Source organism: Enterobacter sp. YSU, assembly GCF_016082135.1.
Classification (GTDB): Bacteria; Pseudomonadota; Gammaproteobacteria; order Enterobacterales; family Enterobacteriaceae; genus Enterobacter; species Enterobacter hormaechei_C.
This window is the reverse complement of sequence record NZ_CP059487.1, coordinates 217,019-233,496: the sequence shown is the minus strand read 5'-3', so window position 1 is coordinate 233,496 and position 16,478 is coordinate 217,019. Positions and strand designations below refer to the sequence as shown.

The following is a 16,478-nucleotide window of genomic DNA, read 5'->3' as shown; positions in this document are numbered from 1 at the left end:
GCGATCGCCGCTATTTTCAGCAAGGCGGAGATAAAAAAGCCCTCGCGATGAGGGCCAGTCTTTTTTGCCGGATGGCGCTTCGCTTATCAGGCCTATATTCGTAGGCCCGTGCGCCGCCGGACATTAAGCGCGCGGAATGAAATGATACTCGGTGACGCTTACGTACTCTTCACCCGGACGTAGCACGCAGTCCGGCTGCGGCCATTCAGGATGGTTAGGCGTGTCCGGAAGGAACTCGCTCTCCAGCGCCAGTCCTTGCCAGGCGCCGTAGGCGTCATGTTCACGCGCCGTGGTACCCTCCAGATAGTTACCGGAGTAGAACTGTAGGGCGGGGGCGGTGGTGTAGACCGTCATCTGTAACTTCTCATCAGCAGACCAGATCTGTGCGGCAGGTTGAGAAAGATCGCCTTTTGCCTGCAACAGGAACGCGTGGTCGTAGCCTTTCACCTTGCGCTGATCGTCATCACTCAGGAAATCCTGAGCAATGGTTTTCGGCTGACGGAAATCAAAGCTATTTCCGCTTACCGGTTTCAGCCCCTGATAAGGGATACCCATCTCATCGACCGGCAGATACTCATCCGCCAGGATCTGGAGTTTGTGGCTGCGGACATCGGTCTGATTACCGTCAAGGTTGAAATAGGCGTGGTTAGTCAGATTGACCGGGCACGGCTTATCGACGGTCGCGCGGTACTCAATGGCGATGCGATTATCTTCGGTCAGGGTGAAGCGCGCGGTTGCGGTGAGATTGCCCGGGAAGCCCTGGTCTCCATCGAGGGAGTCCAGAGAGAACCAGACCTCACCGTCATTTTGCTGCACAATCTTCCAGCGACGTTTATCAAACCCTTCCGGGCCGCCGTGCAGCTGATTTTCGCCCTGGCTGGCAAGCAGGGAATACGTTACGCCGTCCATCGTAAACCGGCTTCTGGCGATGCGGTTAGCGTAGCGGCCTATGGATGCGCCCAGAAAAGCGGTCTGCTCGATATACTGCTCCGGCGATGCGCAGCCAAGCAGGGTTTCGCGCACGCTGCCGTCAGGCATCGGTACGCGGGCAGAAAGTAACGTTGCGCCCCAGTCCATCAGCGTAACCACCATCCCGGCGCTGTTGCGCAGGGTTAACAGGCGATACGGCAGACCATCCGGTGCGAGTGTTGGTGTTTCGTTTAGCACTGTCCGGCTCCTTGTGATGCTTTGCAGACATAGAAAGTTTCTTTGATGCCCGTTTTGGCTTCGTACTGTTTAGCCACCGCGTCCTGAATGGCAGGGACCAGCTCTTCCGGCACCAGGGCGACGACGCACCCGCCGAATCCGCCGCCGGTCATACGCACGCCGCCTTTGTCGCCAATCGTGGCTTTCACAATTTCAACCAGGGTGTCGATTTGCGGCACGGTGATTTCGAAATCGTCACGCATGGAGGCATGCGATTCGGCCATCAGCTCGCCCATCCGCTTCAGGTCACCTTTCGCCAGCGCGGAGGCGGCTTCTACGGTACGGGCATTTTCCGTCAGTATATGACGCACGCGCTTCGTGACAACCGGGTCCAGTTCGTGGGCAACCTTGTTAAATTCATCAAGTGAGACATCACGCAGGGCTGGCTGCTGGAAGAAGCGCGCGCCGGTTTCGCACTGTTCGCGACGGGTGTTGTACTCGCTGCCCACCAGGGTGCGTTTGAAGTTGCTGTTGATGATCACCACAGCCGCACCTTTAGGCAGCGGAACCGCTTTGGTCCCGAGGGAGCGGCAGTCAATCAGCAAAGCGTGTTCTTTCTTGCCCAGCGCGGAAATCAGCTGATCCATAATGCCGCAGTTGCAGCCCACGAACTGGTTTTCCGCTTCCTGACCGTTGAGGGCGATCTGGGCCCCGTCCAGCGGCAGATGATAAAGCTGCTGGAACACGGTGCCGACCGCCACTTCCAGCGATGCGGAAGAGCTTAATCCCGCCCCCTGCGGCACGTTGCCGCTGATCACCAGATCGGCCCCGCCGAAATTCTTGTTACGCTTTTGCAGGTGCTTCACCACGCCGCGAACATAGTTCGACCACTGCTGGCTGTCGTGGGTCACGATCGGCGCATCGAGGGAAAATTCGTCAATTTCGTTGCCGTAATCCGCGGCGATCACTCGCACCTGACGATCGTCGCGTTTCGCGCAGCTGATCACCGTCTGGTAGTCGATGGCACACGGCAGGACAAAACCGTCGTTATAGTCGGTGTGCTCGCCGATCAGATTAACGCGGCCTGGCGCCTGGATAACATGGGTGGCAGGGTAGCCAAATTTTTCAGCAAACAGGGATTGTGTTTTATCTTTCAGACTCATTTTTAGACTCCTGATTCGCGGTAATGGACGTCGCTAACGGCACGCAGACGTTCTGCCGCCTGTTCCGCCGTCAGGTCGCGCTGGGTTTCCGCCAGCATTTCATAGCCCACCATGAATTTACGTACCGTCGCAGAGCGCAGCAGCGGCGGGTAGAAGTGTGCATGTAACTGCCAGTGTTGATTCTCTTCGCCGTTAAACGGCGCGCCGTGCCAGCCCATGGAGTAGGGGAAGGAGCACTGGAAGAGGTTGTCGTAGCGGCTGGTCAGTTTTTTCAGCGCCAGCGCCAGGTCGTCACGCTGGGCGTCGCTGAGTTCGGTAATGCGCTGAACATGGGCTTTCGGCAGCAGCAGCGTCTCAAACGGCCACGCCGCCCAGTAAGGGACCACCGCAAGCCAGTGCTCGGTTTCCACTACGGTACGGCTGCCATCTGCCAGCTCACGCTGGGTGTAATCCACCAGCATCGGCGAACCGTTCTGGGCGAAATACGCTTTTTGCAGTCGGTCCTCACGCTCGGCTTCATTCGGCAGGAAGCTGTTCGCCCAGATCTGACCGTGCGGATGCGGGTTGGAGCAGCCCATCGCCGCGCCTTTGTTTTCGAACACCTGCACCCAGGGATAGCTCTGCCCCAGCTCTGCGGTTTGCGCCTGCCAGGTGCTGACCACCTCTTTCAGCGCCTCCACGCTCAGCTCCGGCAGCGTTTTGCTGTGATCGGGCGAGAAGCAGATCACGCGGCTGGTGCCGCGGGCGCTTTCGCAGCGCATCAGCGGGTCATGGCTTTCCGGCGCGTCCGGCGTATCGGTCATCAGCGCGGCAAAGTCGTTAGTAAACACGAAGGTGCCTTGGTAGTCCGGGTTTTTATCGCCCGTCACGCGCGTATTGCCCGGGCAGAGGAAACAGTCCGGATCATGCTGCGGCAGCGTCTGTTTAGCCGGCGTCTCTTGCGCCCCCTGCCAGGGGCGCTTGGCGCGATGCGGTGAAACTAATATCCATTGCCCGCTGAGCGGGTTAAAACGACGATGCGGGTGATCGACGGGATTGAATTGCGTCATGACAAATCCTTAATCTGGATAGCCTTGCGGATGGCGCGACTGCCAGTGCCAGGTATCCTGTGCCATTTCATCAAGCGTGCGGGTGACACGCCAGTTAAGCTCTTTATCCGCTTTGGTGGCATCGGCCCAGTAAGCCGGGAGGTCGCCATCCCGGCGGGGAGCGAAGTGATACTTCACCGGCTTGCCGCAGGCTTTACTGAAGGCATTCACCACGTCCAGCACGCTGCTGCCGATCCCGGCGCCGAGGTTGTAAATATGCACGCCCGGTTTATCCGCCAGCTGCTGCATCGCCGCCACGTGGCCGTCGGCCAGATCCATGACGTGAATGTAATCGCGCACGCCGGTGCCATCTTCGGTGGGATAATCGTTACCAAAAATCGCCAGGGAATCGCGGCGCCCTACGGCAACCTGCGCGATATACGGCATCAGGTTATTAGGAATGCCCTGCGGATCTTCGCCCATATCCCCTGACGGATGCGCGCCAACCGGGTTGAAGTAGCGCAGCAATGCGATGCTCCATTCAGGCTGGGCTTTTTGCAGGTCGGTCAGGATCTGCTCTACCATCAGCTTGCTTTTGCCATACGGGCTTTGCGGCGTACCGGTCGGGAAGCTTTCAACGTAAGGAATTTTTGGCTGATCGCCGTAGACGGTCGCGGAGGAGCTGAAGATAAAGTTTTTAACGTTGGCCGCACGCATGGCGGAGATCAGACGCAGGGTACCGTTGACGTTGTTGTCATAGTACTCAAGCGGTTTTGCCACCGATTCGCCAACCGCTTTCAGGCCAGCGAAGTGGATAACGGTTTCAATCGCGTGATCGTGAAGGATTTCAGTCATCAACGCTTCATTGCGGATGTCGCCTTCCACGAAAGTCGGCTGTTTGCCCGAAAGACGTTCAATGACCGGCAGCACGCTGCGCTTACTGTTGCACAGGTTATCAAGAATGACGACATCGTGGCCGCTTTGCAGCAGTTGCACACAGGTATGACTTCCTATGTAACCGCTACCACCTGTTACCAGAACTCGCATATTTCGCTCCATTAGGCTTATGGTATGAATTAACCATAGCATATCAGAGACGCGAAAAGTGTGACATGGGATAAAATAGTGGTATCGTTTACACTGGTTTTCACACGCGCTTTTTCTCAGACTGAGAGCATTGTAGATCAAAGAGATAGAGATGTATTGTTGCAGGTTGTCTGAAAAGCGGAGGGCAGCGCCCTCCACGCGTTAATCGATTTTGCTCAGCAGGTAGCGGTATTGCTCGCGGTCAGGGACAAATTCCAGCCGATGGGTGATGCAGGACGGGGCATCTTCAGCATGGTGGGACACAAACAGCAGCTGGGTTTCACCTTCGCTAATCAGGACATCCACAAAGCGGCGGATCAGCTGACGGTTGAGCGGATCCAGCCCCTGCAACGGTTCGTCAAGAATCAGCAGCGTAGGATGCTTGACCAGCGCGCGGACGATCAATGCCAGCCGCTGCTGCCCCCACGACAGGCTGTGGAATGGCGCATCGGCGACCCGGTTATCCATACCCAGAATATCCAGCCACTGCTGCGCCAGCTTGTGCTGCTTGTCGGATACCGCCTGATAAATACCAATGGAGTCGAAGAAGCCAGAGAGGATCACGTTTCGCACCGTGGTGCTCACCCGGTAGTCCAGATGCAGGCTGCTGCTGACATAGCCGATGTGCTTTTTGATATCCCAGATGGTTTCCCCGCTGCCGCGGCGACGGCCGAACAGGGTGAGATCGTTGCTGTATCCCTGCGGGTGATCCCCGGTGATCAGGCTCAGCAGCGTGGATTTACCCGCTCCGTTGGGGCCGACGATCTGCCAGTGCTCACCAGGATTAACCGTCCAGCTGAGGTGATTAAGAATAGGGCGATCGTCGTAAGCAACCACCCCATCGCGCAGCACAATGCGCGGCTGGTCAGGGTCCAGCCCGTGGCGTGCTGAAGGCGCATCCGGCTCCGGCAGGGCAATACCGTCCAGTTTCTCGCTGTGCGCCAGCTGCGCAATCAGCGCCTGCCGAAGCAGTACGGCTTTCTCGCCGGTTTCGGTCAGGCTACAGTCCGCCAGCACGCCCGCATACTGTACGAAATCCGGGATTTCATCAAAGCGGTTAAGAACCAGCACAAGCGTGTATCCCTGCTGGTTAAGCGACGCCAGCAACGCTGCCAGCTGCGCGCGGGATTGCACATCCAGTCCGTCAAACGGTTCATCCAGGATCAGGAGTTCCGGCTCGCTCATCAGCGCCTGACACAGCAGCGTTTTGCGCGTTTCACCGGTTGAAAGGTATTTAAAGCGGCGATTAAGCAGGGCGGTAATGCCAAATTGCTCCGCCAGCTGCTGACAGCGGGCAGGATCTTTTATCTCATCCTGGATAATTTCCGCCGTCATGCGGCCGGTATCTTCTTCGCCGGGGCTGAGCAAATCGGTATTGTTACGCTGCCACTCATCGCTGACCAGCTTTTGCAGCTGTTCGAAGGAAAGGCGCGTCAGCCGGGTAAAGGTGCACCGACGTTCACCCTTCAGTTGGGTTAATTCGCCTGCCAGAGCGCGGGCCAGCGCGGATTTTCCGCTGCCATTCGTGCCCACAAACGCCCAGCTTTCTCCGGCGCGAAGGGTTAACTCTGGCAGCGATAAGGTACGGGTATCGCTAAGACGAAACGTGCCTTGCGAAATATGCAATGATGACATGTGTTATCCCATTTTTTGCAGCAACAGATGTCAGGGATACTCAGTGTAAGCAGGGTTGTCAATGCGCTTAGCACAATGTGGCGATAATTACCCTGTCTGCATTGAAATATGCGGTCACCACAGCACCTTCGTCTAATTCGGTCGCGTCGTTCACCGGAACGGTGGCGCAGAGCAACTGTCCATCCGGCAGGGTCATCAGCACTTCACATTGTTCTGCGCCGCGCTCGATGTGGCTGATACACCCGCGTAGCTGGTTGTCGGCCTCTGCGGCCTGCTCAGGGTTGAGTGCGATGCTGATCCAGGGCGCTTTGAGTAATACCAGCACCTCCTGTCCTTCGTTCAGCCCAAGGCGTTGACCACTTTGCGCGGTGATGGCGGCTTTCAGGCGCGTCGCACCGTCCGCAAGCAGGATCTCTATATGCTCCTGCACCTGCGAATGATCGCGCCCCGTCACCGTACCAAACCACTGGTTGCGGGCGCTGGTCTGCAAAGAGAAACGGGAGATGGCGCCCAGCAGGCTGTCCAGCGGCAGGTTGTCGTCATCGCTCAGCACATCAAATGCTTTTTGCTGGATCTGCGCCAGTAAATCGTAGAGCTGGATCAGACGTTGCCCGTAACGCGTCAACACGGCGCCGCCGCCGCCTTTCCCGCCGGTGGCACGCTCAACCAGCGTATGTTCGCTCAGGGTGTTCATGTCGTTAATCGCATCCCAGGCGCTTTTATAGCTGATGCCGGCGTTTTTGGCGCCCTGGCTAATCGAGCCAGTTTGTTCTATTTGTTTTAACAGGGCGATGCGTCGCGGATCGGCGAAAAGCTTCTGCTGAAGTCGTAGGGTGAGGAGAATTTCGGCCTGCATAACAGTGTCCCGGTAAAAAGGCTATTGTGACCCAAATGCCCGGGGGCGGAAAGCGCACCGCACAAAAGGGGATGTTTTTCTTACTTTTCAGGGTAGAATAAGCCGTTCACAAGATCTGGAGAAAACCATGTTAGAGTTGTTGAAAAGTCTGGTATTCGCGGTAATCATGGTGCCAGTAGTGATGGCTATCATCCTCGGTGCCATCTACGGCCTGGGTGAAGTGTTCAACGTCTTTTCGAACATTGGTCATCGTCGTGACCAGCCTAAAAAGCAGCAATGATTTCCTCCAAAACGCCCGGCCAGCCCGGGCGTTTTGCTCTCAAGTTTATTCCTTTCCCGCCGATATCTTTTACAACGTTCCTTGAGTTTACGCATTAATGGGTACGATTTAGCGCTAGGAACGCCTGCGATATGTCGTTATATTTATTTGTATATAACGATACACACAGGAGCTTCAAATGGCACGTTCATGGGTACGCCTTTTCGCAGGGGCAACGCTGACTCTCTCACTCACCGCCCACGCACTGGCGGATGAAGGAAAAATCACGGTCTTTGCGGCGGCGTCGCTGACTAACGCGATGCAGGATATTGCTGCGGTATACAAAAAAGAGAAAAACGTCGAGGTGGTCTCGTCGTTTGCCTCCTCGTCCACGCTGGCCCGCCAGATTGAAGCGGGGGCACCCGCGGACCTGTTCATCTCTGCCGATCAGAAATGGATGGATTACGCGGTGGAGAAAAAATCTGTTGATACGGCTACCCGCGAAACGCTGCTGGGAAATAGCCTGGTGGTGGTCGCGCCCACAAACAGCAAGCAGGACGACATCGCCATCAACAAACAGACGGACTGGACCCGTCTGCTCAACGGTGGCCGTCTGGCGGTAGGCGATCCGGAGCATGTTCCTGCCGGGATTTATGCGAAAGAAGCGCTACAAAAACTGGGTGCATGGGAGACCTTATCGCCGAAGCTGGCTCCCGCAGAAGATGTGCGTGGCGCGCTGGCGCTGGTGGAGCGTAACGAAGCGCCACTCGGGATCGTTTACGGCTCCGATGCCGTCGCCAGTAAAGGTGTGAAGGTGGTGGGCACCTTCCCGGAAGACTCGCATAAGAAAGTAGAATATCCTGTTGCGATAGTTGATGGACATAAAAATGCGACCGTGACGGCCTTTGTTGACTACCTGAAGGGGCCGGAAGCGTCCGCGATCTTTAAACGTTACGGATTTACGACTCACGAATGATATTGACCGAACCTGAATGGCAGGCCGTGCTGCTGAGCCTGAAAGTCTCTTCCCTGGCGGTTGCGCTGAGTTTGCCCTTTGGGGTGTTCTTTGCCTGGTTACTGGTTCGCGTGAAGTTTCCAGGCAAAGCCCTGCTCGACAGTGTTCTCCATCTTCCGCTTGTCTTACCGCCTGTGGTGGTCGGATATCTGCTGCTGATCTCCATGGGGCGGCGCGGTTTTATCGGCGAATGGCTGTACGACTGGTTCGGACTGACCTTTGCTTTCAGCTGGCGCGGCGCGGTTCTGGCCGCGGCAGTAATGTCCTTCCCGCTGATGGTGCGCGCTATCCGCCTGGCGCTGGAAGGGGTGGATATCCGGTTAGAACAGGCCGCCCGCACGCTGGGCGCAGGCCGCTGGCGGGTATTCCTGACCATTACGCTTCCGCTCACGTTACCGGGCATTATCGTCGGTACGGTGTTAGCCTTCGCCCGCTCGTTGGGTGAGTTTGGCGCGACCATCACCTTTGTGTCGAACATTCCCGGCGAGACGCGGACCATCCCGTCGGCCATGTATACCCTGATTCAGACCCCGGGCGGCGAAGGTGCGGCGGCCCGGCTGTGTATTATTTCGATTGTGCTCGCTCTGGTCTCGCTGCTGGTATCTGAGTGGCTGGCGCGCCTCAGCCGTGAACGGATGGGGAAATCGTGATGCTGGAACTCAACTTTACGCAAACCCTGGGCAGCCACACCCTGACGCTGAACGAAACGCTGCCTGCCAGCGGTATCACCGCCATTTTTGGCGTGTCCGGGGCGGGGAAAACGTCGCTGATTAATGCGATTAGCGGCCTGACGCGTCCCCAGTCTGGCCGTATTGTGTTAAATAACCGCGTCTTAAATGACGCGGAGAAGAAGGTCTGCCTGTCACCGGACAAACGCCGTATCGGCTATGTGTTTCAGGATGCGCGCCTGTTTCCGCACTACAGCGTTCGCGGGAACCTGCGTTACGGCATGGCAAAAAGCATGGCCGGACAGTTCGATAAGCTGGTGGCGCTGCTGGGCATCGAACCGCTGCTGGATCGTCTGCCGTCGTCGCTGTCGGGTGGTGAAAAACAGCGCGTGGCGATTGGCCGCGCCCTGTTAACCGCGCCGGAACTGTTGCTGCTGGATGAGCCGCTGGCCTCGCTGGATATTCCGCGCAAGCGCGAGCTGCTGCCGTATCTGCAACGTCTGGCGCGGGAAATCAATGTGCCAATGCTCTACGTCAGCCATTCGCTGGATGAGATTTTACATCTGGCCGACAAAGTGCTGGTGCTGGAAGCGGGCAGGGTGAAGGCATTCGGCAATCTGGAGGAGGTGTGGGGCAGCAGTGTTATGCATCCATGGCTGCCAAAGGAGCAGCAGAGCAGCATTCTGAAGGTGAGCGTGCTGGAGCACCATCCGCACTACGCGATGACCGCGCTGGCGCTGGGCGATCAGCATTTGTGGGTGAATAAAATCGATACGCCGATTCAGTCCACGTTACGGATCCGCATTCAGGCGTCGGATGTCTCCCTGGTCCTGCAACCGCCGCTGCAAACCAGTATCCGCAATATTTTGCGCGCAAAAGTGGCGCAGTGTTTTGATGATAACGGCCAGGTGGAAGTGCAGCTGGAAGTAGGCAACAGAACGCTGTGGGCGCGCATCAGCCCGTGGGCCAGGGATGAGCTGGGCATCAAGCCTGGCCTGTGGCTTTACGCGCAAATCAAGAGCGTTTCCATAACCGCCTGATTACAGCAGGTGGGTATAAATATATTGCGCGATGCTGTCGGTGGTGTTATCGCCAATCACCACGTCAGCGCGCGCTTTCACCGCGTCATCGGCATTACCCATCGCCACGCCCGTTCCGGACGCTTCCAGCATGCTGATGTCGTTATAGTTATCGCCGAAGGCAATTACGTCCTGCATTGATCCGCCCTGCGATTCGACGAACTGGGTCAGACGCTTTCCTTTGCTGTTGCCTTTGCGGGCGATATCCACCTGATCGTGCCAGGACCATTCACATTCCAGACCCAGCGTATGCTCGACATGTTTTGCGAAGGTATTCAGTTTGGCGGTGTCTACATCGGTCAGGGCAAATTTCCAGATTGCGTCGACGTCTTCCGCCGCCTGGCGCAGGGAGGAAACCTGAGTGAACACCGGACGCTGCGCTTCCGGCAGAGACAGAGCCCAGTTGCTGGTGCGGATCACATGGCCGGTAGGGCGTTCATACACCATGGCGTTATCCACATACATCAGGCCGTGAATGGCGTGCTCATCCAGTAAATCAATCAATTGCAGCGCCTGCGTAACGGGAAGCGGATCGGAGGCTAAAACCTTTTTTGCCTGATAATCATACAAATAGGTGCCATTACAACAAATTGCAGGTGTATCTAAGCCCAGTGCCTGATAAAAAGGATGAATGGCTACGTGATGTCGACCCGTTACGATGAGAAGTTGATACCCCGCTTCCTGGGCTCGTTTGAGGGCCTCAAGAGAAGAGGGGAGCAGGGTTTTCTGAGGGGTAAGCAGTGTTCCGTCTAAATCCAGGGCAATCACTCGCGAGGTCATTTTTTCTTCCGGGTTAATGTTGAATTTAAGGTCTGTCGGGATGGTACACCGAGAGCGGAACCCTGCAAAATCCCGGACTACAATTCAGCATTCACCGTTAAAAATAATCAGGAGTATTCATGAAACAAACCGTTTATACCGCCAGTCCTGAAAGTCAGCAGATCCATGTCTGGCGTTTGAATACAGAAGGTTCGCTTACGCTGGTTCAGGTTGTTGATGTGCCAGGCCAGGTGCAGCCGATGGTCGTCAGCCCGGATAAACGTTTTCTTTATGTCGGCGTACGCCCGGAATTCCGCGTACTGGCATACCGTATCTCCCCGGATGACGGCGCGCTGACCTATACCGCAGAAGCCCCGCTGCCGGGCAGCCCGACCCATATTTCCACTGACCATAAAGGCAACTTTATCTTCAGCGGCTCCTACAATGCAGGCTGCGTGAGCGTCACCCGCCTGGAAGACGGTATTCCCGTTGAAACCGTCGACGTGGTAGAAGGGCTAGAAGGTTGCCACTCCGCCAACATTTCGCCGGATAACCGCACGCTGTGGGTGCCAGCGCTTAAGCAGGACCGCATCTGCCTGTTCACCCTGAGCGATGACGGCCATCTGGTCGCGCAGAGCCCGGCGGAAGTCACCACCGTGGAAGGCGCAGGCCCGCGCCACATGGTCTTCCACCCGAATCAGCAGTATGCCTATGTCGTTAACGAGCTGAACAGCTCGGTAGACGTGTGGGAACTGAACGATCCTAACGGGCAGATCGAGTGCGTACAGACGCTGGACATGATGCCATCTGATTTCTCCGACACACGCTGGGCGGCAGACATTCACATTACGCCGGATGGCCGTCACCTGTATGCCTGTGACCGTACCTCCAGTCTGATCACCATCTTCAGCGTCTCTGAAGACGGCAGCGTTCTGGCAGTTGAAGGCTTCCAGCCGACAGAAACCCAGCCGCGCGGCTTTAATGTCGATCACAGCGGCAAATACCTGATTGCGGCGGGGCAGAAATCCCACCACATTGCGCTCTATGAAATCCAGGGCGTGCAGGGTCTACTGGAAGAGAAAGGACGCTATGCGGTCGGACAAGGGCCGATGTGGGTTGTGATTAACGCTCATTGATCCGTAGACGAAAAAAAACCTCGCAAACGCGAGGTTTTTTTATGCGCGGTTAATGCATGAGGTAGGCCGGGTAAGGCGCAGCCGCCACCCGGCAGCAGGCATTTTACTGCTTCGGCTCAGCAACCACTTTGCTACCCAGACCGCGGTTGTTATATTCCCACATGCGGTTAAAGTTAGCGTCATTCAGGTTACGCTGCACGTTGTCTTTCTCATCCACCGTGCCGGTGTTGCCGGAGAAAGGACGTTTCGAGATCGCCGCATCCGCCCACGGTTTTGCCATGTTAAAGCCTTCGTTAATCACGCTGTCGCGGATCACGACCTGGCCGTTAGTGGCGGAGTCCACGTCCAGAGAGCGACCAAGCTGCGCCACGCCATCGCCAGCAGCAGTAAAGCGGCTATTCACGGCCAGGAAGCCATAGAACAGGTTAGACTGCGTGGCCGGGGCAAAGACGTAACCTTCCTGCTGCGTACGTGAATTCACCACGCGGAAGTCGGTGTTATCAAATACCACCGCGCCGCGGCCAGAGACCATATCCACGTCGCCTTCAATGTAGCTGTTGGTGACCAGAGTACGCGTCAGACGGTTGTTCTGAAGGGTATTCTGCACGCCGCTGTTGGTCACGAAGAAGGTGTTCTGGCGGCCCAGGATATTGACGTTGTTAATCTGTACTTTGTCGCCATCGCTACGCAGCGCCACGGCCTGATGATTACCTGCGTCAACGCTGTCGCCCAGGGTGTTCTGAATGGTCAGGTTCTGCAATTGCAGGCCATTGTTCTGTGACCAGAATACCGCCGAACACATCACGCCAATGGTGGCGGCACGCTTGCGCTGGCAGTTATCAAACATATACCACGCCGGTTTACCTGGCATGTATTTACCGGCCGGGTTCACCAGACGGCGCCAGGTGGTGCTGTCGATCTCTGAATCAATCGCCAGGCCAATTTTTACGTCGACCGCTTTTTCGCCCAGGCCGTAAAGCGTAATGCTTCCCGGTGCCGCCGGAACATAAACGGTTCCTTCGTATTCACCCGGCAGGATGGCAATGTACTGACGAGATGCGCTGTGTTTGGTGATTGCGGCATCAACGGCTGCCTGAATAGAGGTGTGTGTAACGCCCTCTGCCCCGGCCGGGCCGACAACGAAGTCTGGCTGTTTCGGCAGGTTAATAGAAGAAGGCGTCCACGGGGCTGCATTGGGATCCATCGCCGAGAAATAGTGCGCACGGGTGAAGTTCTTCGCTTCATCCGCTGACAGGATCGGACGGGAAGCGGTGCCCGGAGCAACCTGCTCAGAAGGTTGCTGATCCGGTGGTGTTGAACTGCAAGCGGATAAAGTCACGCCAAAGGCGAGTGCCAACGCCAGACGGGAAATCCTGGAAATATTCAAGGTAATGCTCCTGGGTATGCAAGTCTTATCTGGATAGACGAAATAGCCTGCTTTTTTATACTAAGTTGAGCGAAACGGGAAGATAAAAACCGGAAAAGTTGCATTTTTGCCCGCAGGCGACGGGAAAGTCATCACAAATAAATAACATTTTCCCCCAATGCGGTTGACAGCAGGCGGCAGATGAAAATAAATGTCTATACAACCCATGACAAGTGGAAGGCACATGCAGCAGCTTCATCCCGATGATGTGATATGGCGAAATGCGCGACTGGCAACCCTGGCGACATGTGAGGCGGAGCCCTACGGCCTGAGAGAACAACATGCCCTCGTTGTGCGCGGCCAGACGATTCTGGCCATTATTCCTGAATCCGAGATCCCCTCCGGGCATCGTCAGTGTGTCGATCTCGACGGGCGTCTGGTTACCCCCGGCCTGATCGATTGCCACACCCATCTGGTGTTCGGCGGCGATCGCGCAGCGGAATGGGAGCAACGGCTTAACGGCGTGTCATATCAGACCATTAGCGCGCAGGGCGGCGGAATTAACGCCACGGTCACGGCCACCCGCAACAGTTCGCCGGAAACGCTCCTGACGGTGGCGCAGCAGCGACTCCAGCGGCTGATGAATGAAGGCGTAACGACCGTTGAAATCAAATCGGGATACGGACTGAATGCCGAAGCCGAAGAGAAAATGCTGCTGGTTGCCCGCCAGCTCAGCCTGAATAATCTGGTCGATATCAGCCCGACGCTGCTGGCCGCGCACGCCGTTCCTGCCGAGTACCGACAGGATCCGGATGCCTATCTGGCGCTGGTCTGTGAGCAGATCATGCCCACGCTGTGGCAAAAAGAGTTATTTGAAGCGGTGGACGTGTTTTGTGAAAACGTCGGCTTTACCCCGGCGCAAACCGAGCGCCTGTTCCGGGCCGCCGCCGCGCTCGGGATCCCGGTAAAAGGGCATGTAGAACAACTGTCGAATCTCGGCGGCGCGGCGCTGGTCAGCCAGTATAAAGGGCTGTCGGCCGATCATATTGAGTATCTCGATGATTCAGGTATTCAGGCGATGGCGCAAAGCGGCACGGTGGCGGTATTGCTCCCCGGCGCGTTCTATTTTCTTCAGGAGCGCCAGCGTCCACCGGTGGCGCAGTTGAGAGAGCAGGGCGTGCCGATGGCGGTGGCTACCGACTACAATCCGGGCACCAGCCCGTTTGCCAGCCTGCATCTGGCAATGAACATGGCCTGCGTCCAGTTTGGCCTCACGCCGGAAGAGGCCTGGGCTGGCGTGACGCGGCATGCGGCGCAGGCGCTAGGACGTGGTGCGACGCACGGGCAGTTAAAGCCAGGTTATGTGGCTGATTTCGTCGTCTGGGAGGCGAATCATCCGGTTGAGATGGTTTACGAGCCGGGGCGGAATCCTATGTATCAACGCGTGTTTCGGGGGCAGGTAGCATGAAACTGTGGCATCCCGTCTCTCCGCAGGTCTGGCAGGGTCGTGACGACAGCGCCGAGTCCAGCACCGCGAAACGTCTCTTCCAGACCATACAGCAGCGCGAACACTTTTCTCCCGCGCCGTCAGGCATCGCCCTGCTGGGCTTTGAATGTGATGAAGGGGTTAAGCGTAACCAGGGCAGGCCCGGTGCTGCACAGGCGCCCGATGTGTTGCGTGGCGCGCTGGCGAATATGGCGAGCCATCAGGGGCATGCGCGCCTCGTGGATATGGGCGCTATTTATGTTGAAGGCCACGCGCTGGAGGCGGCACAGCAGGCGCTGAGCGAGGCCATAACCGCGTGCCAGCAATCCGGGATGCGTACTCTGGTTTTCGGTGGTGGACATGAAACCGCCTGGGCGCACGGGCGCGGCGTGCTGGACGCCTTTCCGAACGATCGCCTTGCGGTGATCAACCTGGATGCGCACCTCGATTTACGCAAGGCCGAACGGGCAACGTCCGGCACGCCGTTCCGCCAGCTGGCGCACTACTGCGCGTCTCAGTCGCGGGTGTTTCACTACGCCTGCCTGGGGGTAAGCCGTGCGGCGAATACTCAGGCGCTGTGGGAGGAAGCTGAGCGGTTGAACGTGACGCTGGTTGAAGATCTCGATTTTCGCCGGGATGCGCTATCCGTGCTGGATAACGTGCTTGCGCAGGCAGACCGGGTTTATCTCACCGTTGACCTTGATGTGCTGCCTGCCGCAGAAATGCCCGCCGTGTCCGCCCCTGCGGCGTTGGGGATCCCGGCGCTGGATCTGTTCCCGGTGATTGAGCGTATCTGCCGAAGCGGTAAACTACAGGCGGCGGATCTGGTGGAATTTAATCCGCACTACGATCGGGACGGTCAGGGCGCTAAGCTCGCCGCCCGACTGGCCTGGCAAATTGCTCACTGGTGGGCATAACAACATTCAAGGAGTCATGATGTTTTCACGCTCGCCCCTGCCGCAGCCGAGCCCTCCCGCGCCTTTTTACGAAAAGGTGAAGCAGGCGATCAGCGAAAAAATCGCCGCCGGCGTCTGGCGCCCGCACGACCGCATTCCGTCCGAGGCCGAGCTGGTGGCGCAGTTTGGCTTTAGCCGAATGACCATCAACCGCGCATTGCGTGAACTGACCGATGAAGGGTTGCTGGTGCGTTTGCAGGGTGTCGGAACCTTTGTCGCCGAGCCAAAAGGACAGTCGGCGCTGTTTGAAATCCGCAGCATTGCCGATGAAATTGCCGCCCGCAACCATCAGCACCACTGCGAGGTGCTGGTGCTTGAAGAGACGCAGGCCAGCGCCGAACAAGCCATCGAGCTGAACGTTACCGAGGGCACCCGGATTTTCCATTCGGTGATGGTGCATTATGAGAACGACATTCCGGTCCAGATTGAAGATCGCTGCGTCAACGCGGAGCGGATACCGGATTACCTGAGCCAGGATTACACCCAAACCACACCGCATGCGTATCTCTCGCTCGTCGCCCCGCTGACGGAAGGGGAGCATATCGTGGAAGCCGTGCGCGCCACGCCGCAGGAGTGCGAGCTGTTGCGTATTAAAGAGCACGATCCCTGTCTGCTGATCCGCCGTCGTACCTGGTCGTCCTCGCAAATTGTGTCGCATGCGAAGCTGCTATTCCCGGGGAATCGCTACCGGTTGCAGGGCCACTTTATGTCATAAGTTTTATAAGCGTGATCGCTAACGCAATATAGCAAAATTGTATCTTTTTTGTTAAATCCGACCTTGTGTGTGCTTGTCTATACAAGTATATCTAAATGCATCACCTGTCCCTTATGAGGAACACA

Annotated in this window: 16 protein-coding genes; 8 read left to right on the top strand and 8 right to left on the bottom strand. The window is 57.1% G+C overall.

Going from position 1 to position 16,478, the window contains the following annotated elements; genetic code table 11:
- Positions 1-123 precede the first annotated feature (123 nt).
- From galM to modE, 6 genes are all read right to left on the bottom strand, one after another.
- The gene (gene galM / locus H2Z33_RS01085) at positions 124-1,167 is read right to left on the bottom strand and encodes a galactose-1-epimerase (protein WP_047057806.1); all 1,044 of its coding nucleotides are present in this window, start codon (positions 1,165-1,167) and stop codon (positions 124-126) included.
- A complete protein-coding gene (gene galK / locus H2Z33_RS01080; protein ID WP_045328177.1) occupies positions 1,161-2,309 on the bottom strand; it encodes a galactokinase in 1,149 nt (382 codons plus the stop codon). Before galK ends, galM begins: the two co-directional genes overlap by 7 nt.
- Before the next feature lie 2 nt (positions 2,310-2,311).
- The gene (gene galT / locus H2Z33_RS01075; RefSeq protein ID WP_017384954.1) at positions 2,312-3,358 is read right to left on the bottom strand and encodes a galactose-1-phosphate uridylyltransferase; all 1,047 of its coding nucleotides are present in this window, start codon (positions 3,356-3,358) and stop codon (positions 2,312-2,314) included.
- 9 nt (positions 3,359-3,367) lie between these two features.
- A complete protein-coding gene (gene galE / locus H2Z33_RS01070; protein ID WP_003858554.1) occupies positions 3,368-4,384 on the bottom strand; it encodes a UDP-glucose 4-epimerase GalE in 1,017 nt (338 codons plus the stop codon).
- 201 nt (positions 4,385-4,585) lie between these two features.
- Positions 4,586-6,058 (bottom strand): molybdate ABC transporter ATP-binding protein ModF, encoded by a 1,473-nt coding sequence (modF, locus tag H2Z33_RS01065; protein WP_032653011.1) that lies wholly within the window; start codon positions 6,056-6,058, stop codon positions 4,586-4,588.
- Positions 6,059-6,125: 67 nt separating this feature from the next.
- Positions 6,126-6,914, bottom strand: coding sequence for a molybdenum-dependent transcriptional regulator (modE, locus tag H2Z33_RS01060; RefSeq protein WP_032653013.1), 789 nt, complete (start codon positions 6,912-6,914; stop codon positions 6,126-6,128).
- Positions 6,915-7,041: 127 nt separating this feature from the next.
- Between modE and H2Z33_RS01055 the strand changes: the two genes are divergently transcribed.
- From H2Z33_RS01055 to modC, 4 genes are all read left to right on the top strand, one after another.
- On the top strand, positions 7,042-7,194 hold the full coding sequence (locus tag H2Z33_RS01055) for an AcrZ family multidrug efflux pump-associated protein (protein ID WP_003858549.1): 153 nt from the start codon (positions 7,042-7,044) through the stop codon (positions 7,192-7,194).
- Between the two features lie 178 nt (positions 7,195-7,372).
- Positions 7,373-8,149 (top strand): molybdate ABC transporter substrate-binding protein, encoded by a 777-nt coding sequence (gene modA, locus H2Z33_RS01050; protein ID WP_017384951.1) that lies wholly within the window; start codon positions 7,373-7,375, stop codon positions 8,147-8,149.
- The gene (gene modB / locus H2Z33_RS01045; RefSeq protein WP_003858545.1) at positions 8,146-8,838 is read left to right on the top strand and encodes a molybdate ABC transporter permease subunit; all 693 of its coding nucleotides are present in this window, start codon (positions 8,146-8,148) and stop codon (positions 8,836-8,838) included. The genes modA and modB overlap by 4 nt, the downstream gene beginning before the upstream one ends.
- Positions 8,838-9,896, top strand: a complete 1,059-nt coding sequence (gene modC / locus H2Z33_RS01040; RefSeq protein ID WP_017384950.1) for a molybdenum ABC transporter ATP-binding protein ModC — start codon at positions 8,838-8,840, stop codon at positions 9,894-9,896. The genes modB and modC overlap by 1 nt, the downstream gene beginning before the upstream one ends.
- Here the strand turns inward: modC and H2Z33_RS01035 are convergent, their stop codons facing one another.
- On the bottom strand, positions 9,897-10,715 hold the full coding sequence (locus H2Z33_RS01035) for a pyridoxal phosphatase (protein ID WP_063134800.1): 819 nt from the start codon (positions 10,713-10,715) through the stop codon (positions 9,897-9,899). It abuts the gene before it with no gap.
- Positions 10,716-10,834: 119 nt separating this feature from the next.
- Here H2Z33_RS01035 and pgl point away from each other — a divergent pair, with 119 nt between their 5' ends.
- Entirely contained in the window at positions 10,835-11,830 is a 996-nt protein-coding gene (pgl, locus tag H2Z33_RS01030) for a 6-phosphogluconolactonase (RefSeq protein WP_015571095.1), read from the top strand.
- A 103-nt stretch (positions 11,831-11,933) separates the two neighbouring features.
- Here pgl and H2Z33_RS01025 read toward each other — a convergent pair whose 3' ends face one another.
- Positions 11,934-13,217, bottom strand: coding sequence for a putative acyl-CoA thioester hydrolase (locus H2Z33_RS01025; RefSeq protein ID WP_063134801.1), 1,284 nt, complete (start codon positions 13,215-13,217; stop codon positions 11,934-11,936).
- Positions 13,218-13,440: 223 nt separating this feature from the next.
- On the opposite strand from H2Z33_RS01025, the gene hutI reads away from it, so the two are divergent.
- From hutI to H2Z33_RS01010, 3 genes are read left to right on the top strand one after another with little or no spacing between them, the layout of a single operon-like run.
- Positions 13,441-14,664, top strand: a complete 1,224-nt coding sequence (gene hutI, locus H2Z33_RS01020; RefSeq protein WP_033486381.1) for an imidazolonepropionase — start codon at positions 13,441-13,443, stop codon at positions 14,662-14,664.
- The gene (hutG, locus tag H2Z33_RS01015; RefSeq protein WP_058700483.1) at positions 14,661-15,599 is read left to right on the top strand and encodes a formimidoylglutamase; all 939 of its coding nucleotides are present in this window, start codon (positions 14,661-14,663) and stop codon (positions 15,597-15,599) included. Before hutI ends, hutG begins: the two co-directional genes overlap by 4 nt.
- Before the next feature lie 19 nt (positions 15,600-15,618).
- Complete coding sequence (locus H2Z33_RS01010; RefSeq protein WP_017384945.1) at positions 15,619-16,353, top strand: histidine utilization repressor; 735 nt, start codon at positions 15,619-15,621, stop codon at positions 16,351-16,353.
- The last annotated feature ends 125 nt before the right edge of the window (positions 16,354-16,478 follow it).

Excerpts from the sequence above, each read along its gene's own strand:
- galK (WP_045328177.1), bottom strand. The coding sequence starts at position 2,309 with ATGAGTCTGAAAGATAAAACACAATCCCTGTTTGCTGAAAAATTTGGC.
- galT (WP_017384954.1), bottom strand. The coding sequence starts at position 3,358 with ATGACGCAATTCAATCCCGTCGATCACCCGCATCGTCGTTTTAACCCG.
- galE (WP_003858554.1), bottom strand. The coding sequence starts at position 4,384 with ATGCGAGTTCTGGTAACAGGTGGTAGCGGTTACATAGGAAGTCATACC.
- modF (WP_032653011.1), bottom strand. The coding sequence starts at position 6,058 with ATGTCATCATTGCATATTTCGCAAGGCACGTTTCGTCTTAGCGATACC.
- modE (WP_032653013.1), bottom strand. The coding sequence starts at position 6,914 with ATGCAGGCCGAAATTCTCCTCACCCTACGACTTCAGCAGAAGCTTTTC.
- H2Z33_RS01055 (WP_003858549.1), top strand. The coding sequence starts at position 7,042 with ATGTTAGAGTTGTTGAAAAGTCTGGTATTCGCGGTAATCATGGTGCCA.
- modA (WP_017384951.1), top strand. The coding sequence starts at position 7,373 with ATGGCACGTTCATGGGTACGCCTTTTCGCAGGGGCAACGCTGACTCTC.
- modB (WP_003858545.1), top strand. The coding sequence starts at position 8,146 with ATGATATTGACCGAACCTGAATGGCAGGCCGTGCTGCTGAGCCTGAAA.
- modC (WP_017384950.1), top strand. The coding sequence starts at position 8,838 with ATGCTGGAACTCAACTTTACGCAAACCCTGGGCAGCCACACCCTGACG.
- H2Z33_RS01035 (WP_063134800.1), bottom strand. The coding sequence starts at position 10,715 with ATGACCTCGCGAGTGATTGCCCTGGATTTAGACGGAACACTGCTTACC.
- pgl (WP_015571095.1), top strand. The coding sequence starts at position 10,835 with ATGAAACAAACCGTTTATACCGCCAGTCCTGAAAGTCAGCAGATCCAT.
- hutI (WP_033486381.1), top strand. The coding sequence starts at position 13,441 with ATGCAGCAGCTTCATCCCGATGATGTGATATGGCGAAATGCGCGACTG.
- hutG (WP_058700483.1), top strand. The coding sequence starts at position 14,661 with ATGAAACTGTGGCATCCCGTCTCTCCGCAGGTCTGGCAGGGTCGTGAC.
- H2Z33_RS01010 (WP_017384945.1), top strand. The coding sequence starts at position 15,619 with ATGTTTTCACGCTCGCCCCTGCCGCAGCCGAGCCCTCCCGCGCCTTTT.